General features: G+C 67.5%; 21 protein-coding genes. 8 read left to right on the plus strand and 13 right to left on the minus strand.

Annotated elements, in window-relative coordinates; translation table 11 throughout:
* Positions 1 to 538: 538 nt before the first annotated feature.
* Together NL115_RS20665 and NL115_RS00540 are read right to left on the minus strand one after the other, a co-directional pair.
* Positions 539 to 1,084, minus strand: a complete 546-nt coding sequence (locus NL115_RS20665; RefSeq protein ID WP_350355268.1) for a methyltransferase family protein — start codon at positions 1,082 to 1,084, stop codon at positions 539 to 541.
* Positions 1,085 to 1,087: 3 nt separating this feature from the next.
* Positions 1,088 to 2,029 (minus strand): cation diffusion facilitator family transporter, encoded by a 942-nt coding sequence (locus NL115_RS00540; protein ID WP_254831285.1) that lies wholly within the window; start codon positions 2,027 to 2,029, stop codon positions 1,088 to 1,090.
* 355 nt (positions 2,030 to 2,384) lie between these two features.
* Here NL115_RS00540 and NL115_RS00545 point away from each other — a divergent pair, with 355 nt between their 5' ends.
* From NL115_RS00545 to NL115_RS00560, 4 genes are all read left to right on the plus strand, one after another.
* A complete protein-coding gene (locus NL115_RS00545; protein WP_254831286.1) occupies positions 2,385 to 2,864 on the plus strand; it encodes an SRPBCC family protein in 480 nt (159 codons plus the stop codon).
* Positions 2,865 to 2,917: 53 nt separating this feature from the next.
* On the plus strand, positions 2,918 to 3,454 hold the full coding sequence (locus NL115_RS00550) for a hypothetical protein (RefSeq protein ID WP_254831287.1): 537 nt from the start codon (positions 2,918 to 2,920) through the stop codon (positions 3,452 to 3,454).
* 97 nt (positions 3,455 to 3,551) lie between these two features.
* Positions 3,552 to 4,286 carry a nucleoside phosphorylase gene (locus NL115_RS00555; protein WP_254831288.1) on the plus strand — a complete coding sequence of 245 codons (735 nt, stop codon included), beginning with the start codon at positions 3,552 to 3,554 and terminating at the stop codon, positions 4,284 to 4,286.
* A gap of 187 nt (positions 4,287 to 4,473) precedes the next feature.
* On the plus strand, positions 4,474 to 4,656 hold the full coding sequence (locus tag NL115_RS00560; RefSeq protein WP_254831289.1) for a DUF7317 family protein: 183 nt from the start codon (positions 4,474 to 4,476) through the stop codon (positions 4,654 to 4,656).
* Positions 4,657 to 4,811: 155 nt separating this feature from the next.
* Here NL115_RS00560 and NL115_RS00565 read toward each other — a convergent pair whose 3' ends face one another.
* Positions 4,812 to 6,710 carry an LEA type 2 family protein gene (locus NL115_RS00565; RefSeq protein ID WP_254831290.1) on the minus strand — a complete coding sequence of 633 codons (1,899 nt, stop codon included), beginning with the start codon at positions 6,708 to 6,710 and terminating at the stop codon, positions 4,812 to 4,814.
* Between the two features lie 94 nt (positions 6,711 to 6,804).
* On the opposite strand from NL115_RS00565, the gene NL115_RS00570 reads away from it, so the two are divergent.
* From NL115_RS00570 to NL115_RS00580, 3 genes are all read left to right on the plus strand, one after another.
* Positions 6,805 to 7,227 carry an EamA family transporter gene (locus tag NL115_RS00570; protein WP_254831291.1) on the plus strand — a complete coding sequence of 141 codons (423 nt, stop codon included), beginning with the start codon at positions 6,805 to 6,807 and terminating at the stop codon, positions 7,225 to 7,227.
* Positions 7,228 to 7,450: 223 nt separating this feature from the next.
* A complete protein-coding gene (locus NL115_RS00575; RefSeq protein WP_254831292.1) occupies positions 7,451 to 7,870 on the plus strand; it encodes a hypothetical protein in 420 nt (139 codons plus the stop codon).
* A gap of 42 nt (positions 7,871 to 7,912) precedes the next feature.
* Entirely contained in the window at positions 7,913 to 10,798 is a 2,886-nt protein-coding gene (locus NL115_RS00580; RefSeq protein ID WP_254831293.1) for a DEAD/DEAH box helicase, read from the plus strand.
* A 28-nt stretch (positions 10,799 to 10,826) separates the two neighbouring features.
* On the opposite strand, the gene NL115_RS00585 is transcribed toward NL115_RS00580, so the two are convergent.
* The 3 genes from NL115_RS00585 to NL115_RS00595 form a co-directional block, all read right to left on the minus strand.
* The gene (locus NL115_RS00585; protein WP_254831294.1) at positions 10,827 to 11,351 is read right to left on the minus strand and encodes a hypothetical protein; all 525 of its coding nucleotides are present in this window, start codon (positions 11,349 to 11,351) and stop codon (positions 10,827 to 10,829) included.
* A 190-nt stretch (positions 11,352 to 11,541) separates the two neighbouring features.
* Positions 11,542 to 13,740 carry an AAA family ATPase gene (locus tag NL115_RS00590; RefSeq protein ID WP_254831295.1) on the minus strand — a complete coding sequence of 733 codons (2,199 nt, stop codon included), beginning with the start codon at positions 13,738 to 13,740 and terminating at the stop codon, positions 11,542 to 11,544.
* 39 nt (positions 13,741 to 13,779) lie between these two features.
* Positions 13,780 to 15,189 carry a geranylgeranyl reductase family protein gene (locus NL115_RS00595; protein ID WP_254831296.1) on the minus strand — a complete coding sequence of 470 codons (1,410 nt, stop codon included), beginning with the start codon at positions 15,187 to 15,189 and terminating at the stop codon, positions 13,780 to 13,782.
* Between the two features lie 121 nt (positions 15,190 to 15,310).
* Between NL115_RS00595 and NL115_RS00600 the strand changes: the two genes are divergently transcribed.
* Positions 15,311 to 15,646, plus strand: coding sequence for a 2Fe-2S iron-sulfur cluster-binding protein (locus NL115_RS00600; RefSeq protein ID WP_254831297.1), 336 nt, complete (start codon positions 15,311 to 15,313; stop codon positions 15,644 to 15,646).
* Between the two features lie 105 nt (positions 15,647 to 15,751).
* Here NL115_RS00600 and NL115_RS00605 read toward each other — a convergent pair whose 3' ends face one another.
* The 7 genes from NL115_RS00605 to NL115_RS00635 all read right to left on the minus strand — a co-directional run bounded on the left by NL115_RS00605 (position 15,752) and on the right by NL115_RS00635 (position 25,885).
* Complete coding sequence (locus NL115_RS00605; RefSeq protein ID WP_254831298.1) at positions 15,752 to 16,408, minus strand: helix-turn-helix domain-containing protein; 657 nt, start codon at positions 16,406 to 16,408, stop codon at positions 15,752 to 15,754.
* A 263-nt stretch (positions 16,409 to 16,671) separates the two neighbouring features.
* On the minus strand, positions 16,672 to 18,123 hold the full coding sequence (locus NL115_RS00610; RefSeq protein ID WP_254831299.1) for a DASH family cryptochrome: 1,452 nt from the start codon (positions 18,121 to 18,123) through the stop codon (positions 16,672 to 16,674).
* A gap of 153 nt (positions 18,124 to 18,276) precedes the next feature.
* Complete coding sequence (locus NL115_RS00615; protein ID WP_254831300.1) at positions 18,277 to 18,660, minus strand: secondary thiamine-phosphate synthase enzyme YjbQ; 384 nt, start codon at positions 18,658 to 18,660, stop codon at positions 18,277 to 18,279.
* 37 nt (positions 18,661 to 18,697) lie between these two features.
* Positions 18,698 to 19,261, minus strand: a complete 564-nt coding sequence (locus NL115_RS00620) for a DUF7344 domain-containing protein (RefSeq protein WP_254831301.1) — start codon at positions 19,259 to 19,261, stop codon at positions 18,698 to 18,700.
* A 90-nt stretch (positions 19,262 to 19,351) separates the two neighbouring features.
* On the minus strand, positions 19,352 to 21,340 hold the full coding sequence (locus tag NL115_RS00625; protein WP_254831302.1) for a SpoVR family protein: 1,989 nt from the start codon (positions 21,338 to 21,340) through the stop codon (positions 19,352 to 19,354).
* On the minus strand, positions 21,337 to 22,677 hold the full coding sequence (locus tag NL115_RS00630; protein WP_254831303.1) for a YeaH/YhbH family protein: 1,341 nt from the start codon (positions 22,675 to 22,677) through the stop codon (positions 21,337 to 21,339). The genes NL115_RS00625 and NL115_RS00630 overlap by 4 nt, the downstream gene beginning before the upstream one ends.
* Positions 22,678 to 23,509: 832 nt before the next feature.
* Positions 23,510 to 25,885, minus strand: coding sequence for a PrkA family serine protein kinase (locus tag NL115_RS00635; RefSeq protein WP_254831304.1), 2,376 nt, complete (start codon positions 25,883 to 25,885; stop codon positions 23,510 to 23,512).

The following is a 25,885-nucleotide window of genomic DNA, read 5'->3' on the forward strand; positions in this document are numbered from 1 at the left end:
GAGCAGCGGCTGCTCCCGATGCTGCACTGATCGAGACTCGAAACCGTGCGCCGGTTCGCGTCCCCGCATATTCAGGGGGCCGTGGCGCCGAGGTTCTCTCCCATACGAAAGACGACCGGGAGGGTCGCAACGGGTTCCGGTGGGAGAACGTGGATTTCGATGCTGGCACCATGCTGATTTTCGGAAAGAACCAGACCTGGGAGCGAACGTCGCTTCCGTCGAAGTGTCTGCCTGCTGTCCGCGATTTCCACGGAGCCCTAGACCCCGACGATGGACAGTGGCCGGTGTTCCCCTCAGGCCATTCCCCTTCGCTCTACGACAAAGCACGAGCGGAGCTGGGCGACCGATTCGACCAACTCCTCGCTGACGAGCAAGGAGACATCTGGCAATTGTTCCGGACGCAGAACATCTCGCCGCCACCGCTGACGACGGCGGGAGCCCGTTCGGTGATGAAGCGCCTCACGGACGGGGCGGATCTCGAAGTCGATGGTGAGTACCTCAAACTCCACGGCGGTCGGCGTGGCCTGGGTGATCTCCTCTACCGGATTGACCGAGGCGTCCGGTCGCAGTACTCCCTGTACTCCGCGCCGTACTGTTGGTGGAGCCACGGTTCCTCGGCGAACGGCATCGAGACGAACCAAACTGCCACCGCTGCACCAACCAGCACCACGGAAGGCGAGGCACTCGCCACCACAATCCCGCTAGTGATGCACAACAGGAAGACGGTCTGGGGGTTGCGAGTGCACCGGTAGAAACCCTCTGTTCGCAGTTTTCCCTCCATCCCGCTACTCTCCTCGACACCCAGATCGAAGGTGGCCGCGAGAAACCCGACGGCACCAGCGATGGCAAGGAGCCCGCCAGCGACGAAGGCCTCGGGCCGTGGCAGGAGTGACACGTTCCAACTAAGATAGCTGACACCGAGGAGTGAGACGGTCGCGACACCACTGAGTCCGATGTACGTCCACCACCGCCAGTCTCGTTCACCGGGAGGCCAGAATCGGTATCCTGTGAACCGACTGGCGACCATTCCGGTGGCTAGTGCGAGACCCGCAACGATGCCAGTCACGGTCAAGATACCCCTCATCTATCAGTGGGAGTGGTCGTTGAGGTGCGTACTGCGGTCGTCGTAGGCAGGACACAACTCCACCGTGGCGTGATCGACGCCGTGATGGGCGAGTTCCTTGTGGACGCGCTGGGACACGTCTTCGGCCTCGGCCATCGTCTCCACGCCCGTCTCGATGTGAGTCGTGGCGACGGTGATCTGGCTGCACACCTGCCACCCGTGCAGGTCATCGATCTCCTCGACGCCCTCTATCTCCCGAAGGTGCGCTCGGATTTCGCCTGCGTCGAACGGCGACCGGTGGAAGAAGATGGCACCGCTACCGCGCAACACGTTCCCCGCCGACCACGTGATGACCACCGCGATGAGGGCGGCAGTAATCGGGTCAACGATACGCACGCCAGTTACCTCGATCACGACGGTCGAGACGATGACGGCGACCGAGCCACCGGCGTCACCAAGGAGGTGGTAGAACGCACCCCTCTCGTTGAGGCTCATCTCGCCACCCTGCAAGACGTATACCGAGCCGACGTTGACCAACAGGCCGCCGAACGCGATTGCGAGCGTGGGGCCAGTTCCAATTTCGATCGGGTTGAGGAACCGCTGATAGGACTCCCAAAGAATGAACCCAACCATCGGCAACAACAGGATGCCGTTGAGAAACGCTGCCGTCGGCTCCAATCGGTGGAGGCCGTACGACCACTGGTCGCCCTCGTCGTAGTGGTCAGCCACGTACGCCGCGGCGAATGCCATCACGTACGCTAGCGCGTCAAACAGCATGTGGAACGCGTCGCTCAGCAGTGCGACTGACCCGAACAGGATGCCGCCAGCAAATTCGACAAGGAATCCGAGGAGGTTGATGACCGAGACAGCAGCGAGCTTCCGGCTGCTCGTCGATGAGCCACCGTGTCCGTGACTGTGGTCATCATGCGACCCATCGTGAGTCGGGGGTGACCCGTGTTCGCTCATCTTACTTCGGTCTTGAGACGGGATGTTGTTAAAACTGCTTCTAATACTCCGGGTCTAGTTACCAACTGCTAATAAAAAATAGCGCGTATATTATTAATAAACCGCGCTCCTCCCGCGCATCCCTCCCGACATTCAGCACGAGGCGGTTTACGACGCACTCGGATTGCAGCGATAGGTTTTGACGCTACCTCTACCGTCGCATGACCGACTCGCGCACTCTATTCAGCACGGTCACGTCTAGCTGTCATATACCCGGAGTTTCGACGAGGCCAGTCGTTTCCACTGTTCTGTCCATCTCCACCGCTCATTAGCCGCGACGGTCACCGTTATCCGCCGCCCGCACCTACCCTCGACCATGCCGACCTACGAGCGGACGACACGCGTCGCCGCGCCGCTGGAGGAGGTGTGGGAATTCCACTCCCGCGTCGAGGGGCTGGAGACGCTCACGCCCGACTTCATGAACCTCCGTGTCGAGCGCGTCGTCGGGCCGGACGGGGAGTCCGACCCCGAGGTGCTGGAGACGGGCGCACGCATCGACATGTCGATGCGGCCGTTCGGTGTCGGGCCGCGCCAGACCTGGACCTCCGTCATCGGGGCCCGCGAGGCCCACGAGGGTGCGGCCTACTTCCGGGATACGATGGAGGACGGCCCCTTCCCGGAGTGGGAGCACACGCACCTGTTCTACGCCGACGACGGCGGGACCATCTGCCGGGACCGGCTCCGATACCGGCTTCCCGGCGGGCCGCTCGGGCGACTCGCGGAACCCTTCGGCGACGTGGGATTCGAGCCGATGTTCGCGGGCCGCCACCGGAAGACGAAGCAGGTCCTGGAGTAGGGTGAACGCGACGAACCGGGAGCGCTTTTGTGCCGCCGGGTCCCGGGAGGCGTATGGACTGGTTCGTCGTCGCCCACGTCGGCGACACGTCGCTCGGGCTCCAGGGCGCCATCGGCGTCGGTGCGTTCGCGGGCCTGCTCGCGACGATACTGATGAACGTCCCGATGCAACGGCTCCCGGAGGGGAGTACCCCGCCGTTCGTCGCGGCCGGCGCACTCACGGGCGAGGAACTGTCCGAAGTGTCCGAAGGACTGGCCAGCCTCGTCCACTACGCCGCCGGAACCCTGGGTGGTGTCGGGTTCGTCCTGGCCGCCGAGGGTATCGAACGGGTCGTCACCGCGCGCGGCGGGGCCCCGGGGTTCGACCTGGTGCTCTCCGGAACCGGCATCCGTCTGGTGCCACATTTCATCGCCGCCGCCATCACGTTCTCCGTCCTCTTCCTCCTCTTCAGCTACGTCGTCCTCCCGCTGTTCGGCAAGGGAGCCGGGGACCGGGCCCGACAGGTCCGCAACGACTGGGCCATCTCGGTGGCGGTGTACACGGCGGCACTGACCATCGTTCTCCCCGTCCTGACGGTAGCGCTGACCTGACGGCGCGACTGTGTGCGCCCGGGCGGGCCATCGAACTCGGCCACCGCCGCGTCCGGGGACCGCCCGGACTTTTGCCGGGCGCGCGAGGAGCGGGCGTATGGCCAAGCAGCCGCACATCCTCTGCGAGCCGGGCGACCTGAACGACATCGCGCTCGTACCGGGCGACCCTGGGCGGGTCGAGCGTATCGCGGGGCAGTGCGACGACCACTCGCTCGTCGCCGAGAACCGGGAGTACCGGGTGGTGAACGCCACCTATGGCGGGGTCGACCTGACGCTCTGCTCGACCGGAATCGGGGCCCCCTCGACCGCCGTCGCCGTCGAGGAACTGGCGAACGTCGGCGTCGAGACGTTCCTGCGCGTGGGGACGACCGGCGCACTGCAGCACGGCATCGAGATCGGTGACATGGTCGTCGCCACGGCGGCCGCGAAGGACGAGGGGACCACGAAGCGCTACGAGGACGCCACGGTGCCGGCGGTCGCGACCCACGAGGTGGTCGCGGCGCTGCTCGCGGGCGCACAGGCACGTGACGAGGACATCCACGTCGGCCCCATCGCGACGGACGACGCGTTCTACGCCGAGACGGAGGCGTACGTCGAGCGCTGGGAGGCCGCCGGACTGCTCTCCGTGGAGATGGAGGCCGCCGCGCTGTTCACGCTGGCACGGCGGAAGGGACTGGACGCGGGCGCCATCTGTACGGTCGATGGTAACCTCGTGGCGGGGACCCAGAAGGGCGAGACGGACGACGACGAACTGCCCGAGAAGGCCCACGACAACGTCGAGCGTGCCATCGGCATCGCGCTGGACGCCGTCGTCACGCTCGACGAGGCCTGAGCCACACGCCGCCACCGCGGAGGCCGGCGCTTCGCCAGGCATCCGGGTGGCGCTCCCCCCTTGTATCTCGGCCGTGATGAACCGTGTAGTATAACGATTCTGCCGCCCCCTTGTCAGACATATTAACACACTTAGTGATATATTATCTCACGATATTCTTATTATGCTACATCGTCTGGACAGCAGCATGCACCAGCACGCGGTCCGAACGGCGATGGCCCTGTACACAGGTGGGACACTGGACCTGGAGACGGCAGCACGACAGGCGGGTGTGTCGACCGACCGCATCGAGCGGGCGGCCCGGCGTCTCGGCACCACCCCATCCGCACGCACGACCTCCCGCGAACGGCTCAACGTCTCCGCGGACTGACCGCGTCCGGCAGTCAGGTCCCCGAGCGATACGTACGGAATCGACTCTCTCTCTCTTCCGCGACTACCACCAGCCACGCAGCCGTCGCTTCAGGGCGGTCATCGAGCGGCAGTCAGTTCTCGGACACCGTACCGCCAGCGAGAGTCCGCGGGCGGCTAGCTCCCTTCGGCGGCCGCCGTGGGCGGCGCGAGCGCGTTCGTCGAACTCGTGCCCGTCGACCCGGACGAGCCGTCGTCACCGCCACCGAGGAAGTCCGTCTCGATGGTCGTGTCGTTGCCGAGGATGTCGAAGGAGACACGCTTGGTTCCTTCCGGCGTCTGGATGGTCGCGGTGGTGTTGCTGGACATCCGGGTGACCTCGTCGTTGCGGATGTGAGTCGGCCACCACTCGTCCATCTTCTGGTTGTCCAGGTAGATGACGTAGGAGACCCGCCGGGTCGCACCAGGGGCGATGGTGTGGCTGTTCTCGGAGCTGTTGTCCGCGACGGTGACGCTGTTGAGGTTCACGACGTAGTCGATGCCCTCGATGGTGACCGAGGAGAACGTGTTCTCGTTGCGAATCTCGGTCGTGACGATGAGCGGCGCCGACTGCGGGTCGGAGACACCCCACTCCGCGTCGACCTCCGTGATGGTGAGGACGTGTTCGCCGCGCTCCGTCGTAACGCGCTGGGAATCCTCGGTCTCGACCTGTCCGATGATGTTCGTCGTCTGCGTGTTCTGCCGGTCCGGCAGACTCACCGGGAGCGTCGTGACCGCGATGTCGGCGGTGCCGGTGGCGGTCGTCGTGACCGTGGAGCGCTCACCGTTGTTGACGTGGCGCGACCACCAGCGCGGGACGGCGTCGTTGTCCGCCAGCGCGGTGATGGTGAACGTCCCCTCGCCGGCGGGGAGGCTGTCGACGGTCGACGTGTTCTGTGCGAACAGCACGTCGTTGACCTCGGTCGTCTGGTTGACCTGCAGCGTCAGCAGGTCGTTGAACTCGCCCTCGTTCGGGTTGTCGACGGTGACGTCGGTGACGATCTCGGTCGTCTCGTCGGTCACCGCGCCCCAGTCGCTGCTGGTCGACTGGACCTCCGGCTCGCCGAACTCGGGCGCGACGCCGTCCTCGGCGGGGAGTTCGGTGATTCGCGTGGGCTCGTCGCCGAGGAAGTCGGTCTCGAACCGGATACGCCGGTCGAAGACGTTCAGCGGCACCCGCTTCAGTTCACCGTCGTCGCGGACGAGGCCGAACACCTCGACGCGGAGGCGCGTGGACTGTGAGTCTCGCAGGTGCGTGACCCACCACTGCTCCATCCGCGGCGTGGACAGCGCCGCGTTCGCGGTGAACGTGTCCGCCTCGCCCGGTTCGAGGACGATGGAGTCGTTCGTTCGCCCCTCACCCACCGTGACGTTGTTCATCACGATTCGGTACTCCGTGCCGTCGAGCTGGACACTCCGGTTGTGGACGTTCTCGAGGTCGACGGAGAAGGCGATGGGTGTCTCCTCGGCGGTCGCGGTTCCCCACGAGGCCCGCTGGTCGGAGACGGTCATGATGTCCTGGTCGGCGATGCGGACGGTGCTACTGTTGTCGCTGGCGAACGCGGTGAGCAGGTCGGTCTCGATGGAGCGGTTCTGCGGCGGGAGCGAGGCACCCAGCCCCGCCACGCCGACCCTGGCCTGCGTGGAGACGACCGTCCGCTCGTCGTTGTTGACGTGGGTCACCCACCACGCCGGGATCTTCGCGTTGTCGAGCTGGGCGGTGAAGTCGACCACGTTCCGCCCGGGGTCGAGACCGATACCACCCTCGGAGCCCTCCGAAACCCGCACCGAGTTCATGTATATCTCGTAGTTCAGGCTCGCGGCGCCCGGGAACGACTGGTTGTTCGGATTGGTCACCACGACCTGTGTCTCGATGCCGGTCGACTCCTCGGAGACGCTGCCGAACTCCGTCTGGACCGACTCGACGATCGGCTGCTCGAAGGAGAGATCACCACCAGTGAAGAACAGTGCTGCCGCGCCACCGGCGGCAGCCACCACGACGATTCCACCGACCGCAGCCGCCACCTTCGTTGACACCACGGTTACCTCGGATAGTCCGTCGGCGCGGTAAAACGTGTTGGCCACCCGGCGTACCCCCGGCGGCTAAGGGGGCGGCACGCCCAGCGCGGGTGTGAACGTCGGCTACATCACCTACTCGCTCGTCGCGCTCGCGGCGTACACGCTCGTCTCCCCGCTGACGAAACTGGCCACCCGGGACCTCCCCAGCGACGCCGTCGCCGCCGTCACCAACGGGATGCTCGCGGTCGCCGCGCTCGGGTTGACACTGTACGCCGGGGACTCGGTCACCCGCACGCTGACCCACCCCGACCGCGTCTATGTCCTCGGTGCGGGCGTCTGCCTCTCGGTCGGCATCGTCGCCTACTACCGCGCGCTCAAGGCCGGCCCCGTCTCGGTGGTCGTGCCCATCTTCGGGATGTTCCTGGTGACCTCCTCGCTCGTGGGTATGGCCTTCCTCGACGAGGCGCTCACGTTGCGGAAGGGCGCGGGTATCGTGCTGGCGGTGGTGGCGGTACTGCTGGTCACGACGGAGTAGTGGTTCGGAAAGCACTCGATGCCGGCATTCAGCTTCTCCAGTACGCGAACGCGAGGAGGAGTCCCAGAGGAGTTGAGTATTAATTGCGGTGGTGCAGAAATCAGCACACACGCTGCCCAGGAATCCCGCTATGCCGTTTACACCATTCCATCTCGGTCCCGGACTCTTGCTCGGGCTGTTGGCCCTGCGGTGGCTCGACCTCCCGACAGTGCTGGTCGCCAGCGTGCTCGTCGACATCCGGGCAGCACTGGTGTTCTTCGACGTTTTGACTGGCCCACTACACGGTCCGTTCCACACGTTTCTCGGGGCGACCCTTCTGGGGGTCGTACTCATCGCTGTCTCGCTGCCGGTACGTCCGACACTCGATTCCGTCCTTGCCTGGTTCCGGCTACCACAAGAACCGTCGGTGACGCGGATTGTAGCCGGTGCGTGTGTTGGGGTCTGGCTCCATATCGTCCTCGACGCGATACTGTACGCGGATATGGCACCGTTGGCACCGCTCTCCGGGAATCCACTACTCGGTCTGATCGGTGTCACAGCGGTCTATATCGCCAGTCTCGTCGCTGGTGTCCTTGGCGTTGGGCTGTACGTGCTGGCAGCGTCTGGTCTGGTAGAACTGCTGCCACAATCCACTGGACGATAGCGACCACGCCGCTCAATAGGCCGCGACCCCACCGGACGAGTAGTGAGCGAACCGGAGCCGGTCGCGGGTGCGGACGCGTTCACCCACCTGCACGCGGACGTTCGGGCGGCCCTCTCCGAGCGCGGCTTCAGTACGCCGACGGAGCCACAGCGCCGCGCGATTCCACCGCTGGCGCGAGGCGATGACTGCCTCGTCGTCGCGCCGACCGGCACGGGCAAGACCGAGACGGCGATGCTGCCGGTCCTCTCCGCCATCGTCGAGCGGCGCGAGCGTACCGACGAGGACACCCACGGCGTTCAGGCCCTCTACATCACGCCGCTCCGGGCCCTGAATCGCGACATGCGCGAGCGGCTGGAGTGGTGGGGCGACGTGCTGGATGTGACTGTCGACGTGCGCCACGGCGACACCACCGACTACCAGCGCTCGAAGCAGGCCGAGAACCCGCCGGACGTGCTCGTGACGACACCGGAGACGCTACAGGCGATGTTCACCGGCAAGAAGCTCCGGCGGGCCCTGGCGGACGTCGAGCACGTCGTCATCGACGAGGTCCACGAACTCGCCGCGGCCAAACGTGGCGCGCAGTTGACAATCGGCCTCGAACACCTCCGGGAGTACGCCGACGACTTCCAGCGGGTGGGCCTCTCGGCGACCGTCGGCGACCCCGCCGAGGTCGGGCGCTTCCTCACCGGTGGCACGGACCCGACCATCGTCGAGGTGGACGTGGGCTCTCGGCTCGAAATCGAGGTTCGCGAGCCCGCCGTGACCGAACGTGACGAGCGACTCGCCGGCCAGCTCATGACCGAGGCGAGCGTCGCCAGCCACGTCCGTGTCATCGACGACCTGGTCCGGGAGAACGAGGCGACGCTCGTCTTCGTCAACACCCGGCAGACCGCCGAGGCACTTGGCTCGCGGCTGAAGGAACTCGGGACGAACATCGGCATCCACCACGGCTCGTTGTCGAAGGAGGCCCGCATCGACGTCGAGGACGGGTTCAAGGCCGGCGAGCTGGACGGGCTGCTCTGTACCTCCTCGATGGAACTGGGCATCGACGTTGGCCACATCGACCACGTCGTGCAGTACCAGTCGCCGCGGCAGGTCTGTCGGCTCCTGCAGCGCGTCGGGCGGGCGGGGCACCGCCGCGACGCCGTCTCCTCGGGGACGGTCATCACGACGCGCCCGGACGACACGTTCGAGGCGCTGGCCATCACCGAGCGCGCGCTGGACGGCGATGTCGAGCCCGCCCGCATCCACGACGGGAGCCTCGACACCGTGGCCAACCAGCTATGCGGGCTCCTGATGGGCTTCGGCGAAATATCGGCGCGGGGCGCCTACGAGATAATCACGCGCGCCTACCCCTTCCGCGACCTCGACGAGGACGCGTTCAAGGAGGTCGTCCGCGAGTTGAGCGAGAACCGCATCCTCTGGCTGGACGAGGAGGCCGACCGGCTGGAGAAGTCCCGGGGGACGTGGCAGTACTTCTACGCCAACCTCTCGATGATTCCCGACGAGGCCAACTACACCGTCGAGGACATGGCCTCTGGACGCACCGTCGGTACCCTCGCAGAGCGCTTCGTCGTCAACTTCGCCGGCCCGGGCGAGGTGTTCATCCAGGGCGGCGAGATGTGGCGCATCACGGAGGTCGACGAGGAGGAAGAAGCCGTGAAGGTGACGCCGGTCGAGGACCCCGGCGGCGAGGTCCCCTCCTGGGTCGGCCAGGAGATTCCCGTGCCGTACGACGTGGCCCAGCACGTCGCCCGACTCCGTGAGAAGGCCGCGAGACGGTTCGAGTCGGGGGCCGACCACGACGCGGTCGCGCGGTGGCTCGCCGACGCGTACCCCACAGACGAACACACCGCACACTCCGCGCTCGGACAGGTCGCCGACCACGTCGAGGCCGAGGCGCCCGTCCCCGGACCCTCACGCGTCGTGGTCGAGTTCAAGGGCCGCGAGGTGGTGCTGAACGCCGCCTTCGGCCATCGGACGAACGAGACGCTGGGGCGCGTGCTGTCGGCACTCCTTGGCCAGCAGTCCGGCTCCAGCGTGGCGATGGAGGTGGACCCGTACCGCATCGAGATGGAGGTCCCGGGTGGCATCCGCGCCAGCGACGTGGTGGAGAAACTGGAGACGACGGACCCGGACCACCTCCGGCCGCTGGTCGAACTCTCGCTGAAGAACGCGGACTCGCTGAAGTTCAAGCTCGCACAGGTCGCCGCGAAGTTCGGCGCGCTCAAGCGGTATCGCGGCACGGGCGCTGCCAGCTTCGGCCGCGACCGCCTGCTCGCGGCGCTGAAGGACTCGCCCGTCTACGACGAGGCCGTCCGAGAAACCCTCCACGAGGACCTCGCGGTCGGGCGGGCCGCCGATGTCCTCCAGCGTATCCAGACGGACGCGGATGCTGACGCAGGGTTCGTCCCCATCGACATCGAGGTGGTCGGCAACCGTACACCCATCGGGCTGGGCGGGCACTCTTCCGGTCGCGAACTGCTCGCTCCGGAGAACGCCGACGCGAGCGTCATCGCGACGGTGAAGGAACGCCTCCAGAACGACCGTGTCATCCTGCTGTGCTGTCACTGCCACGAGTGGGACCGACGCCAGCAGGTGAAGCGGGTACCCGACCAGCCCGAGTGCCCCGAGTGTGGCTCGACCCGTGTCGCGGCGCTCAACCCGTGGGCCGACGAGGTGGTGCAGGCCGTCCGCGCGGACGAGAAGGACGAGGAGCAGGAGAAGCAGACCGAGCGCGCCTACCGGGCGGCGAGTCTGGTCCAGAGCCACGGCAAGCAGGCGGTCATCGCGCTCGCCGCGCGGGGCGTCGGCCCGCACAACGCCGCGCGGGTCATCAACAAACTCCGGGAGAACGAGGACGACTTCTACCGGGACATCCTCACGAAGGAGCGCCAGTACGCCCGGACGAAGTCGTTCTGGGACTGACCGCGTGTCGGTCGCCAGCCTGCGGGCGTCAGCAGACGCTGTACGTCGCGTCCGCGCCGCCGTCGTCGGTCGGCCAGACGATGGCGTCGCCGTAGCACTCGCTGGTCTCGATGGTGACCGACGCACGGTCGCCGCCGCGCTCGGCGACGACGCGGAACGACTCGATGCCGTCCGGGTCGGCCGCGGCGGTGTTGTAGACGACGCGCTCGCCGGGCGGAAGCGTCACGGACTCGTCGTAGACGGTCTCGCTCGTCGCCTCACGGAGCACCTGCACGTGGATGGTGACCTCGCCGTCGAGTCGGTTCTCGACCACGACCTCGTGGTCCGGCTCGGGCCCGTAGTGTGGCGTCCCGGGCGTCGGGTCGGCTGTCGGCGTGGCGGAGGAGCCCGGTGTGTCGGTCGGTGTGTCGGTCGGTGTGTCGGTCGGTGTGTCGGTCGGGGATACTGTCGGCGACCTCTCGGTCGGGGACGGGGCGCCATCGGTCGGGACGAATCCGGTACAGCCCGCGAGCAGGAGGCTCGCGACCAGGAGGAGGGCGTACGGGCGGGGCATCGACCGGGAATGGCCACTCCCCCGGCATAGGTCTTCCTCGTGTCGTCACCGCAGGACAGGGTGCGGATGAGCCACACGGTCGGGAACCGCTCGATACCACGGTACTTCGGGCACCATCCATGTCCGACCCGGTCTGTTACGCCAGCGTGGTATCACGGCTCGGTGTTCGGAAACAGTACCGTCTGCTCACTCACTCCCGGAGCGACGGCTCCACGGCCTCCAGCGCCTGCTCGAAGTGCGCCCGTGTGATGCGGACCTCGTCGGCCCGCTCGGTCGCGGCCTCGGGTCCCAGGTCGGCCGCGAACTCGCGGATGGCACGCATCGAGGCCGTCCGGACCAGTGCCTCCAGGTCAGCCCCCGAGTAGCCCTCCGTGACGGCGACGAACTCGTCGAGGTCCACATCGTCGGCGAACGGCTTGCCCCGGCCGTGGACCTGGAGGATGGCCCGGCGACCGTCGGCGTCGGGGGCCGGCACCTCGACGTGCTCCTCCAGCCGACCCGGGCGCAGGAGCGCCGGGTCCAGCGCGTCCCGGCGGTTCGTCGCCGCCAGCACCACCACGTTCGGGTTGTCCTCGAGTCCGTCGAGTTCCGTCAGGAGCTGGGAGACGACCCGCTCGGTCACCTCGTGCTGGCCCGAGCCCCGGGCACCGGCGACGGCGTCGATCTCGTCGAAAAAGAGGATCGAGGGCGCGGCCTGTCGCGCGCGGTCGAACACCTCCCGGACGGCCCGCTCCGACTCGCCGACGTAGCGGTCCAGCAGCTCCGGCCCGTCGACGGCGATGAAGTTGACCTCGGACTCGCCAGCGAGCGCACGGGCGAGCAACGTCTTCCCGGTTCCGGGGGGGCCATACAGCAACACCCCTGACGGCGGGTCCGTCCGGGTCGCCTCGAACAGGGCACCGTACTGGAGCGGCCACTCCACGGCCTCCCGGAGGGTCTGCTTGGCCCCGTCCAGCCCACCCACGTCGGCGAACGTCGTATCCGGCGCCTCGGCGACGTACTCGCGCATCGCGCTGGGCTCGACCGCGTTCATCGCGGCCTCGAAATCCGCCTTCGTCACCGTGAGCGGGTCCCGGTTCGCGCGGTCGCGCAAGGCGACCATCCCGGCCTCCTTCACCAGCGACGCGAGGTCCGCCCCGACGAACCCGTGGGTCCGGTCCGCGTACGTATCGAGGTCGACATCGTCCGCCAGTCGCACGCCGCGCGTGTGGACATCGAGTATCTCCCGGCGGCCCTCGGCGCGCGGCGCCCCGATCTCGATCTCGCGGTCGAACCGCCCGCCCCGGCGGAGCGCCGGGTCGATGGTATCGACGCGGTTGGTCGCCCCGATGACGACGACCTCACCGCGGTCGTCGAGGCCATCCATCAGTGTCAGGAGCTGCGCGACCAGACGGTTCTCCATATCCGCGTCCTCGTCGCGCGCGCCGGCGATGGAGTCGATCTCGTCGATGAAGACGATGGCAGGGGCGCTGGCCTCCGCACGGTCGAACGTCTCGCGGAGCCGTTCCTCGCTGTCGCCCTTGTACTTCGAGACGATCTCCGGCCCCGAGATGGTCTCGAAGTGTGCATCGACCTCGCTGGCCACTGCCTTCGCAATGAGGGTCTTCCCGGTCCCCGGCGGGCCGTGCAGGAGCACCCCCTTCGGCGGGTCGATGCCGAGCTGGCGGAACAGCTCCGGCTCGGAGAGCGGCAGCTCTATCATCTCCTTGACGAGGTCGAGTTCCTCGTCGAGCCCACCGATGTCCTCGTAGGTGACGTTCAGCCCGCTGCCGGCGTCCGCGTCGGTCGGGCTGCCGGTCTCGACGGTCGTCCGGCCGGTCTCGTCGGGCTCGCCCTCCGCGTCGGACGGCGGGCTCCTCCCATCACCCGACGGCGCGTCCGATGCCCCGGGCGCGCTTGCCCCGGGCTGTGGGTGTGAGATGACACGTACGTCGGTCCGTCCGGTAACCCGAACGGTCCCGTCCGGGTCGGTCGACCGAATCTCGGCGCGGGTGTCGAGCCGTTCCAGTCGGACGGTTTCACCGACCCGGAGGGGCCGGTCGAGGAGGTCCCGCCGGACGACCTCCAGCGTGTCCTCGTCGAGGCCCACGGGCACGTCCAGTGTCACCTCGTCGGCGTCGGCCACGGAGACCGGTCGGACGGTCACCTCGTCGCCGATGGTGACCCCGGCGTTGGCCCGCGTGTCGGCATCGATACGGATGCCTTCCCCGTCGCCGCCGGGCCACACCTTCGCCACGGTCGGGCGTTCGCCCTCCACGACGACCGTGTCGCCGCTGAGCACGCCGAGCGCCCGGCGCGCGTGTTCGGGCAGACGCGCGACCCCGCGGCCGGCATCGCGCTTCTCCGCGCCGTGGACGACGAGCGTCACGCTCCGACCGTCCTCAATCATGCACGGGGGAACGACGGGACGACGGATTACCGTTCCGGGCTAGTACTTCGGCTCGGCGCCGGTCGTCTCGTAGATGTCCTCCATGATCTCGTCACGCTGGTCGCGCCAGGCCTCGAACGCGTCGGGGCCCGACGGGTACTCCTCGTAGTGCTCCGTCAGCCGGTCGGCCAGCTGCTTCGTCTGGTAGAAGTCGTACAGCGTCCCCCAGTGGCCGAACGACTTGATGGCGGTCTGGACCTTCAGCTTCAGGCCGATCTCGGCCTTCCCGTCGTAGAGCTGCTCGGAGAGCTTGTCCGCCGGCAGCGACGCGAGCAGCGCCATCAGGTCGTCGAGGTCGTAGGCGGTGGTGAAGATGTTGTAGACGTCGAGCGCGGCGTAGCGCCCGCCGAAGTGCTCCATCACCCGCTCGTTGTACGACCAGAGCACGTCCTCGGAGACATCTCCCTGTTCGAGCGCGTCGATGGCGGCGTCACCTGCGTACGTGCCGGCGTAGGCGGCGCCGGCGATACCGCCGCCGGTCGTGGGGTTGACGTGGCCCGCGGCGTCGCCGACGGACATGAACCCCGGCGCGGTCGCCGAGTCGTACGGGCGGCGGGTCGGGACCGCGGCGCCCAGCTTGTCCTTCACCTCGGCGTTCTCGAACTCCGGCCGCGTGCGCATATCGTCGCGGAGGTCGTCGACCAGCTTCATCGGCTCCTCGTTCATCTGGAAGCCCAGCCCCGCGTTGATCTCGGTCTCGGTCCGGGGGAAGTACCAGAGGTACCCCGCCGACCGCTTCGTCGGCTTGAACACGAGCGCGTCGTGGTAGTCGACCGGCTCCTCGACCTCGATGATCTCCCGGTACGCCGAGGAGAACTGCGAGAACCGGACGTTCGTATCGAACGTCGCGTCCGAGAGGTCGGCCTCGTCCTGCAGGATGGAGAGCGCGCCCGCGCCGTCGATGACGAGGTCGGCGTCGTATCGCACGGGGTCACCCTTCCGGATGCCGGTGACCCCCGTCGCGCGGCCGTCCTCGTCCTGGAGGACGTCCTGGACGACCGTGTCGTAGTGGAACTCGACGCCGGCCTCCTCGGCGCCCTCGATGAGCAGTTCACCGTACAGCTTGCGGTCGATGACCGCCAGCTCCCCGGGCACGGGGATGTCGAGGACGGCGTCCTCGGCGGGAATCTCGAACTGGCCGTGGTCGACGACCGTGTTCGTCAGCGCGGGCTCGATCTTCGACTTGGGGATGACCTCGGGGAACTTGTCGGCTCCCTTCAGTGCGTCCCCGCAAGCGATGTGGCCCGCCTCCTCGGCGGTCTTGCGCTCGACGATGGTCACATCGTAGCCCGCCTCCGCGATGGTCGCCGCCGCGTAACAGCCCGACGTCCCGGCGCCAACGACGACGACGTCGACCTCGTGCGTGTGCCGGGTCCCCGCCGCCGCCGTCCCGGCCTCGTCGGTACTCATACCCGCCTCTGGTCACCGGACCGGCAAAACTCTTTATTACCGGCCCCCGCGCTCCGCGCGCACGCCGCTTTCCCCGGTCCGTTCGACAAGAGTTTTGTCGGCCGTTGTCGAACGACCCGGCATGACCGAGTACACCGTCGAGTTCGTCGGGACGGGCGAGACCATCACCTGTTCCGACAAGGAGACCATCCTGAAGCGGTGCATCGAGGAGGGCATCGCGCAGGAGTACTCCTGCCGCGTCGGGATGTGCCTGGCCTGCTCAGCCGAGATACTCGAGGGCGAGGTCGAGCAGACTGTCGCCGTCCGCCGTGGCCTCACCGAGGAGGAAGCCGAGGACTACGCGCTCACCTGCATGGCGCGCCCGCTGTCGGACCTGAAGCTGGAGCGCGGGAAGTACCCGCCGAGTATCGAGAACGATATGCAGGCCGGGAGCGGCGAGGCGGCTGCCGACGACTGATTCTGACGGCCGGAGATGGAAGCTAGGACTCGGCCAGGAGTGTCGAGTGGGGCTGGAGAGACAGGAGTGGGAACGGGAACAGGGCGAGCGAGGCGCCGACGACGGTCACCCGGTGACCAGCGTCGACAGCACCCGCGACTCGGCCTTCCGCAGGTGCTCGTCGACGGTAGAGGGCGCACAGCCGAGGTCGTCCGCGATATCCTCGTGGGTCGCGCGTCGGGGAATCTCGTAGTAGCCCAGGTCGACTGCGGTCCGGAACACTTCGAGCTGGCGGTCGGTGAGCATCGAGAGCATGTCGCCGCGCTCGGGGGTGTACTGCCCGACCTGCTCGACGGTGACCTGGACATCGTCGGGGACCTGGTCGAGCGCCTGCCGGAGCATCTCGTGGGTACCCACCAGCGTCGTGCGGAGGCCGCCACGGTCGGTGAACTCGAGCGGCGTGTCTATCATGAGCGCGTAGCGCTGGGCCAGCGTCATCAGCGAACCCGCGGGCTCGCCCGGCGGGACGTGGACGTAGCAGTGGAAGCGCTCGCCGCGGACGTTCATTATGTCGTACGCGAGGACATCGTCGGACTCCTCCAGGGCCGGCGTGAGGTCGTCGGGCTCGCCACGCAGCCGGTAGAGCATCACGCCTGTCCCGTCACCCAGCGCGTTCACGTGCATGAGAGCCTCGCGCTGGACGCCCGGCGTCTCCGCGATAATCGCATCCACGGGGTGGATGGTCCCGTCTTCCGGGGTCAGAGTGAAGTCGAAGTATCTCATGGGCCCTCCGCTGTCGCGGGTTGCCACTGCGTTCGACGCCGCCCGGTTAGGCGTTTTGGCCTTGCGAGCACGGGCGACCCACTCGACGCAGGCTCACGCCAGCCCGGCCACCAGTCCGTGCGTCCCGTTGCCGTTCCCCGAGGCATAACAATTACCGGAGATAAGCGGGCGGGCAAGTATAAGTGTACCGTCAGGGGGTGTCACGGTCGATGGGCACACGGCCGCTCTACGCGTGCCGAAGCGCCGGAACGCGGGCTCGGCGGTCACAGTTTCCGGAAGCGCTCCGCCACGTCGAACGGCGGCTCCGGGTAGTCTCGCCCGAGGACCACGCCGTGGCGTTCCTGCCCGGCCGCGGAGAGGCGCCACGGTCGGTGGGCGTACTCCGCGGGGAGCCCGTCGAGTTCGGGGAGCCAGTGAGTGACGTACTCGGCGCCGGGGTCGTAGTGCTCGGCCTGCGCGAGCACGTCGAAGTAGTTGTCCCGGGAGTCGTTGCCGACGCCGGCCTGATAGGCCCAGTTCCCCCAGTTCGAGGCCACGTCGTAGTCGACGAGCCGCGACTCGAAGTAGGCCGCCCCCAGCCGCCAGTCCACCCCCATCGCGTCCGCGAGGAAGGAGGCGACGTTCTGACGACCACGGTTGGACATGTATCCGGTCGCGTTCAGTTCGCGCATGTTGGCGTCGACGAACGGGACACCCGTCTCGCCCGCGGCCCACCGCTCGAACGCCTCGCGTGCCTCCGGGCCGCGGCGCCACTCTTTCTCCACGTCGCGGATGCCGTTCGGCCGGAAGAAGTCGGCGCCGTGTTTGACGAACTGGAACTGGAAGAAATCCCGCCACAGCAGCTCGAAGACGAGCCAGTAGGTGTCCTCGTTGGCGACGCGCTCGTCCTCGTAGCGCTCGACCGCGGCGTGGACGCGCCGGGGCGAGAGACAGCCGTGTGCCAGCCACGCCGAGAACTTCGAGGAGTAATCGGCACCCAGCAGGCCGTTGCGTGTCTCCTTGTACTTCCGGAGGTGGTCACCATCCCAGATGTAGTCGTCGAGCCGCTCCAGCGCGGCGGTCTCCCCACCCTCGAAGGCGAGGACACCGCGGTCGTCGTACGAGGCATCGGCCGGGTCGTGGCCCAGCTCCTCGAGGCTCGGCACGTCGGCGTCACCCGCCGCGCCGAGCGGCGGCGTCGTTACCGCAGCAGGCGTCGATAGCGGCGCACGGACCGTCGCCTCACGCTCGACCTCCTCGCGCCACGGCGTGAACGTATCGTGGATGTCGTGGGACGGTGTCGGCAGGTCGTCGACGTGATACAGCGTGTGCGTCCAGTGGCGCTCGGTGTCGATGCCGCGGTCGGCGAGCAACGACTGCACCGCGTGTTCGTCCGCGAGTTCCTCCGTCGCCGGCTTCGTCTGCAGGTGGACGGTGTCGGCATCGACCGTCTCCGCGACCGCGGGCACCACGGCTCGCGGGTCGCCGTGCCGGACGAGGAGGTCGCCACCGAGGTCACGCAATGACGCCCGGAGGTCGACCACCGCCTCCCGGCGGAACCGGCCCCACCGTGCCCCCTTCTTCGACAGGTCGAACATCCCCGTCCCCGCGTGTTCGCGCTCGTCGAACACGTACAGCGGAACGACCCGCTCCGCACCAGCGACGGCCGCGTTCAGGGTCTCGTTGTCGTGGACCCGCAGGTCGTCACGGAACCAGACCACTGCAGTCTCGGACATGAGAACGTGCCTATCGATTCGGTCCGGACGACCCTGAACCTACGGGCGCCGGCAGGGGGCGCGGGAGACATTTCCCGCCAGAACAGCAGATACGCCGATAATTCGTTTGATTGAGATTTTATTATGCAATTCTGGTTGTTATCGCCCAGACAGTCACCCGAACACCTCGACCGTCCGGGTCCGGGGGCCGTCGCACTCGACGAGCAGGACGGACTGCCACGTCCCGAGGTCGAGGGTCCCATCGCGAACGGGAAGCGTCTCCGAACTCCCACAGAGGAGCGCCCGGAGATGCGAGTCCGCGTTGTCGTCGATCTCGTCGTGGCGCCACCCCTCGTCCGGGACGAGGTCCCCGAGGAACGTCTCGATGTCGGTCAGGAGTCGTCGTTCGGCCTCGTTCACCACCACACCCGCCGTCGTGTGGCGCGAGCGGACCGTCACCGTTCCGTCGCGGTCGGCTGGAAGCGCGGCCTCGACACGGTCGGTGATGTCGATGGCCTGCAGGCGCTCGTCGGTCCCGACCTCGAATCGCTCGTGCATGTGGCCCGCCACGCGGGCGGGCCGCAAAACGCCTGCTCTACTCCTTCCGGAAGCGCTGGAACAGGATGCGGTCCTGCTGTGCGTAGACGTGGTACGTCGAGGACAGCATCAGGATGATGAAGAAGACGGTGGCGGTGACCGTCACGCCGAGCGCCTCGACGCCCGGGACGCCGAGCAGGACCGCGATGGTGGTGAGCGTGCCGAGCAGCCCCAGGCCGAAGTAGAACTCGCCCCACGAGAGCCCGTATCGGGGGACGACCTCCATGTACACCTCCACCTCGCGAACGCGGTCCTCCAGACAGACCCGTTTCTCGTCGGAGTCGTAGGAGACGATGCCGAACTCCTCGAGTTTCGGCAGATGGGTCTGGTGGAGCGAGACGTAGACGGACTGGCGCTTGTCGCTCGGCGGCGGGTCCTCGCCGGTCTCCAGCGAGGCGATGGCCTCCGAGAGCTCGCGGACACCCATCGTCCCATCCGGCTGCTCCTGCAGGTTCTTGATAGTGAGCCGGCGACGGTCGTTCCGGAGGATATCGTGGATATCGCTCGGTTCCATCTCCGTCGGCGTGTTCGCCTCCGGAGTGACTGCACTACCCTCTGACACTACACCCGGATTGCGCCCGGGGGGTCAAGAACCTATCCACAGGGCCGTCCAGCCCGCCGTCATCCGGACCGGAGCGGGGAGACCGGCGCGTCACGCCAGCCACTCGTCGGGTTTGGTGTCGTAGTCGACATCCGTCGCGGCGATGCCCTCGACGGCCTCCCACGGGAGGTCCTCGACGGTGAACGTCTCGCCGTCGTAGCGCAGCAGTTTGCCCACCTCCTCGGGTTCAGGCTCGCGGTCGCGCCGGCGTGCCACCTCCACGTCGTGCTCGTCGACCTCCTTCACGATGGTCTTGAGGTTGACCGGCCGGCCCCAGAGCTGGAAGACGCGTTCGAGCGTCTGCCGGGCCTGCTGGATGTCCAGCATCACGCCGTTATACTGGTGAGCGAGCAGGAGCTCGTTCCGGTTCTCGTAGTTGCCGTCCTCGACCGCGATGGTCGGCTTCCCGAAGTTGGTGAACCGGAGCATCAGCTTCTTCTTCACGTCGCGGTAGTCCGTCGAGGTGACCCGGTAGTCCCGCGTCGTGTGCGTGTACTCGTAGGTGAAGTAGTCGTTGTCGTCGACGAACTCCTGCGTGAGGAATTCGTCCAGGAAGGTGACGTCGTTGTGGGACTCGCGGATCTCGCGCATCCGGTCCCAGCCCGCCGCGCGGTCGACATCGGCGACCGCGTCTTCGACGCTGTCGTACCGGTCGGTGTCGAACAGATAGCGCGCGATACGTTCCAGGTCCGACTGGCTGATGCGCTTGAGGAAGCCGCGGAACGCCGGTTTCACGAGCGAATAGTGGCGTTCCGCGAGGCCCGCGTAGGTGAGCACCTTCCAGGGGTACTTCTGTACGTCGACCTCGCCATCGTGGGCCGCCGCCAGCGCCTCGGCGTCGACGCGCTCGTCGTCTGGGTCGAGGTCGTCCAGGTGCCCGACAACGTCGACCAGCCACGGCTCGGGTTCGAGCAGGTCCCGCACCTCGTCGAGGTCGATCACGTCCTCGAAGTTGCGCCAGGTGACGCCCTCGACGCGGAGCAGCTTCTCGACGACCTCGCGGCGATTGGTGGTGTTCTCGACGTAGTTCCAGAGCTGCAGGCCGAGCTTGTACGGGTTCAGCCCGGGCGAGCCCAGGACGGCGGCCATGTGGTCGGCGTACGAGAGGAACTCGTCGTCGCCGGCGAACGCCTCGTCGGTCATCATCTTCGACTCCCAGTAGGCGGCGTGCCCCTCGTTCATCACCTTCGTCATCTTCTGGGGGGCGAAGTAGTACGCCTCCTTGCGAAGGATCTCCAGCACGTCGCGCTGCCACTCGGTCATCTCCACCGCCTTCTCGGCCTCCTCGTCGTAGGCCTTCCCGTGGCTCCAGAGGAACGCGAGGAGGTCCTTCTCGGGTTCGGCCGGGAACCGGACCTCCTCGTCGTCCTCCTGGGCCTCGAGCCACTCCTCGTCGAACACCTGGTCCCGGACCTCGTCGGAGAGCTCCAGCTCGTCGAGCTTCTCGGCCACGACCTCCGTCTCGACATCCTCGCCATCACCGCCGCGCGTCTCGGCCGGGACGAACGCCCGGTGCTGGTCGACGTTGTCCTCAAGGCAGAGGACGTGGTCGATCCAGGCCTCGACGGCCTCGCGGTCGATGTCGGGGTCCTCCATGTACTCCCGGATGGTCTCGGCGTGGCGCTCCAGCATCGCCGCCGCGTCGGGGTCGTTGGCGAACAGGCCGAACCACTCGTTGTTCCTGAAGAAGTCCGAGTGGGCCTCGACGTGCGTGATGACCGCCTTCTGGTTCGCCAGCGAGTTGGACTCCTGGAGGAACGCGTGGGCGGGGTTGTCGTTGTTGACGATCTCGAACGCCTTGCCACCCATGAACTGGCCCTGCTTCTGCTGGCGGTCGTACTGCATCCCCCAGCGCCAGTGCGGGTAGCGGGTCTGGAACCCGCCGTAGGCGATGAGCTCGTTCATGTCGTCGTAGTCGACGATCCAGTAGTTGACCGGGAACGGCTCCAGCCCCAGCTTCTCCGCGAGGTTGGCGGCCTCGCGCACCGGCTCCTCCAGTCCCTCGGCGATACGCTGCTGTTCGATGCGGTCGGGGTTCATGATGCGGTCACCTCCTCGCGCTGCTCCGTGCTGAGGATGGTGTAGATGGCGTCGACCACGTCCTCCGGGCTGGAGACGTAGGCGACGGCGACGTTGGAGTCGCCGCCGAAGTGCTCCTCGACCTCCTCGGCGTGGGTCGCGTTGATGGCGTTGCCGGAGGGCTGGGTCTCCACGTACGCGTGCAGGTTCGCGGGAATCTCCTCCATCGCCGGGATGACCCGCTCCTCGGTGTCGTTCGAGGAGTTCTCGCTATCGCCCGCGGCGAACACGTACCGGTTCCACTCGTTCCACGGGTAGCGCTCCTCGAGGAGCTCGGCCGCGAGGTCGTACGCACTGGAGATGCGCGTGCCGCCGCCGCTGCGGATGCCGAAGAACTCCTCGCGCTCGACCTCCCACGCGTCGGCGTCGTGGGCGATGTAGACGAACTCGGCGTTGTCGTACTTGCCCGTGAGATACCAGTCCAGCGGCGTGAACGTCCGCTCGACGAGTTCCCGCTTCTTCTCGCGCATCGACCCGCTCACGTCGCGGATGTTGACCACGACGACGTTCTTCTCGCGCTCCTCGACGATCTCGGGGTAGCGGTACCGCTCGTCGTCGCGGCGGAACGGCACCTCGTCGATGCCGTCGCGTCGGATGCGCGTCGCGGTGGACTCGCGCTCGACGTTGGCCTCCATCTCCTCGATGCTGGTCCAGCGGTCCCGTTCCTCGCGGGGGATGTCCTCGTACGCCGTCTCGATCCACGGCCGGGAGACGGGGATGTGCTGCTCGCGGGCCCACTCGAACACCTTCGCCGGCCCCCAGCCCTCGACGCGGAGCGCCTCCTGCAGGTAGTTCTCGTCGAAGTCCATCGCGAGCTTCCGCTTCAGCCCCTTCTTGAACAGGCGCTCGAAGTCCAGCGTGGACGCGGGCCCCGTGCGGGTGATGTCGGTGAAGTCGCCCTCCTTCTCCTCGATGACCTTCTTGCCCTTCGGGTCGAGGTCGAAGCCGAGTTCCTCGTCCAGTTCCTGGGCGAACTCCTCGGGGTCCATCTCGTAGTACTCGTGTTCGCCACCCTCCTCGCCGGGCTCGCCGTCCTCGTCACCGTCGCCGTCGCCCGGCTGGGGCTGTGGCTCGCCGACCGGCTGGCCGACGTCGGGCGTGTCGCCGTCGCCCTGCCCCACGCCGCCCATGTCGCGCTGGTCGTAGGCGAACTCCGGCAGGTCGACGATCTTGATGGGGATCTTCACCTCGTCCGGCAACGATTGGCCCATGTCGCCGTACTGGATGAACTCGGAGAGGTCCTGCCGCTTTTCTTCTCCTACTTCGCGGTATCGTTCGAGGTCGTCTTTCAGTCCCATTACGTTGTTACCTCGCTTCTTATTCCGCCATTCTGTTCGATATTCTCTGATTTCTCCCGTAATCTGGGTGTGTGCGAAGCCGGCGGAGACGCTACCGAAGCCCTCGGGCGCTCGGGGCGCCGGGACTCGCTGCGCGCTTCCCTCGCGGCTCGCAGAGCTCGCCGCTCGGTCGGGTGCTTGCGTCGTCCGGGCACCACCGAGCGCCCTCGCCCTTCGGGAGTCCGCCAGGGTTCGGGGGGCAACCGGAGCATTCGCGCGTGGAGGTTCCATTGGGGCGCAGAGTCCCCACACCTCCCCGCGCGGGCGCCGGAGTGTTCCGGCACGCTCGCTTCGCTCGCGGCCTCCACGGAAAGGGCGCCCGCGCGCTTCCTGTCCGTGGAACCGGCCGGTCGACCCGTCGCTCGGCTAGTGCGTGCCAGCCCCGTCAGTCCAACCGGCGCGCGCTGGCACCCGGCGGCCGGCTCACCGCGGGCGACCTCGTGTCGCCCGCTCACCTGCCGGCCGCCGGAAGCCCCTGTGCGCGCGAGGGCTGAAGCGCGCAGCGCAGCGAGCACTGCAAGCGGCTGGGGAGGCACGAGGCCCACGGTCCCGACTGACCCACACGCGGTCCTGGTGGACTCGAAGGGCGAGGCCGCTCGTCGTGGCCCGGGCCCGGCAAGCACCGCAGCGAGCGGAGCGAGCGAGGAGCGCAGCCGTCGCCGCAGGCGACGCGACCCGAGCGGAGCGGAGGGAGCGGGTCCCGGCCGCACGAGCGGCCGAGGGCTTCGGAGCCGTTCCTGCCGTCGCTGTGGCCGTCCGAGCATGAACCGGACACGACCAGCACAGCGGCCCATCACTCCCATCGGTAGCTCACCTGGTCCATGACGTGGCGACTGGTCAGCTCGGCCGACGCTTCGGAGTAGTCGAACAGCTCCTGCATGTTCCGGATGGTATCCGCTTTCACGGAGGCCGTCTCCGTCCCGGACGGCGGGTCGTCCCACTGGTCGGGGTCGAAGTCCGGGAACGTCCGGCGGACGTCGTCCCAGTCGTGGCTGCCCAGCACCGTCTTGATGACCGGAATCTCCTTGACGTTCACATCTGCCACCCGGAAGTCCTCGTCGCGGTGACGCCAGGCGTGGCGATTCAGCGCCGTCACCACCTTCTCGGCGCGGAACTCCGCGACCGCGCTCTCGGGGTCGGTCCCGTCGTAGTCGTCTTCGTCGAACCGGCCCAGGTGCTCGGTCTCGAACACCTTCATCTTCAGCGGGTCCGGCTCCTCCAGCTCCCCGCGCTCGTTCTCGATGCCCTCGTCCTCGACCCAGGCGTAGACGTGCTCGATGTACTCCTCGACGGTGGCCTCGTCGACGCGCTTCTCGCGCATGATGGCCTCGAGCACGTCGTCCTCCTGCTCGGTGAACACGTGGTTCTTGATGGGGACGAGCCGGTTCTCGAACTCCGTCTTCTCGTTGGGGCCGAAGACGGGCGTGTCGCTCAGCTCCTCGGCCATCCGGTTGAGCACGTCCCGGGGCATCACCACGTCCTCGACCGGGAGGTCGGGGTGGTGGCGGTCCTGCACCTCGTGGAGCAGGTCCGCGATGATGTCGCGCGTGTACGTGACCGGGATGCCCGTCTCCCCGTCCTCGGCGTCGGGGTCGAAGTCGAACTCCCCCTTCTCCCGGCGCTCGTCACCGTCCTGCAGGTAGCCCCGGTCGAACACCAGGGCCTTGTCCACGAGGTCGAGGCCGGGCGGGACGTCCTCGCCGTCGAGCCGCGTGACGACCGCGTACAGCGCGGCCGCCTCGATGGTGTGCGGGGCGAGTTCCTTCTCCCGGACGACACCCTCACCGTCCCGGACGCGGATGGTCACCGGCTGTCGGATGCGCGCCGCCAGCTCGTCGTACGAGTCGGCGGTCCAGACGGTCGTCTCGTTGGTGAGCTCGCGCTGGATGAGTTCGGCCTCCAGCGAGAGGTTCGTCAGGTAGGTGAACTCGTGCTTGTCGAGCCGGCGCTTCAGCGCTTTCAGCGGGTCGGACCCGGAGCGGTCGGCGTGCTGGTTCAGCCGCGCTTCGAGGTCCGGGTTCGAGATGATGACCAGTTGCGTATCGATGTCCATCCCGATGCCCTTGTCCAGCTTCACGCTCCCCTCGTCGGGGACGTTCAGCAGTTTCTGGAGCAGGTCGGCGTGCTGGGCGGCGTCCTCGACGATGGTCAGCAGACCGTTCCCCTGCGAGAGCACGCCGTCGTAGCTGAACGCCTGCGGGTTCTTGCGCCCGCGCGAGTCGAGTTCCCGGAGCATCCCGGCCATCCACGAGCCGACGAGGCGCTCCTTCGGCGAGCCGTCGTCCTCGGAGTGGAGGACGCCGATGCCCTGGCCCACGTCGGCGACGTAGTTCTTCACCCGGAGGTGCTTCGGGTCGGTGACCGCCGAGAACAGGTCCTCGACACCCTGCCGGCGGTACTGCTCCTCCAGGTAGTCGTACGCCTCGCGCGAGAACGGGTCGAGGCGGCCCTCCACGCGGACGGGGATGTGGTCGTCCAGCCGCGCGTTCAGCTCCGCGAGCAGGTCCTCGCGGACGTCCTCGGGGAACACGGTCAGCGGGTGAGCCTGGACGGGCGAGGCGTACCAGTCGTCCTCGTCGGGTTCCGGCGGCCCGCCGCCGTAGGTCATCGCGCTCGCGCCGTCGTCGGCACCCGCGACGTTCCACTCGACGGTGTAGCGCCGGCCCTCGGGCGTCTTGCTGAACTCCCGGAGCCCGTTGATGAGACACCGCTTCAGCTCGGACTTGCCGGTCGCGGTCGGTCCCTCGAGCCAGACGATCTTCTCGTCCTTCCCGCGGCCCGCCGCGATGGAGCGCAGGTCGTCGACGAACGCGTTCAGTACCTCCGTGTTCCCGAGGATGGCGTGCTCGCCGTCGTTGTGCGGGTCGTCGAAGAAGCGGTAGCGCTGCTTCTCCTCGCCCTCCTCGACGACCGTGCGGCGTCCGGCAGCCTCGATGGCCTGCAGCAGGTACTTCGAGGCGTGGCTCGCTGTCCCCGGGTTCTCGAACAGCGCCTCGACGTACTCCGAGAGCGACATCGGCGGCTCGTAGGTCGCCTGCAGGCTCTCGTCGGCCGCGGCGATGAACGAGGCCGCATCTCGGACACCGCCATCCGAGCGTTGCTCGGACGAGGCGCGACTCGCCTCGCCTCGGTCCTTGGCCGGTTCCTCGCCCCGGTTGTCGTCTGTCAT

This window comes from Haloglomus salinum (assembly GCF_024298825.1).
Classification (GTDB): domain Archaea; phylum Halobacteriota; class Halobacteria; order Halobacteriales; family Haloarculaceae; genus Haloglomus; species Haloglomus salinum.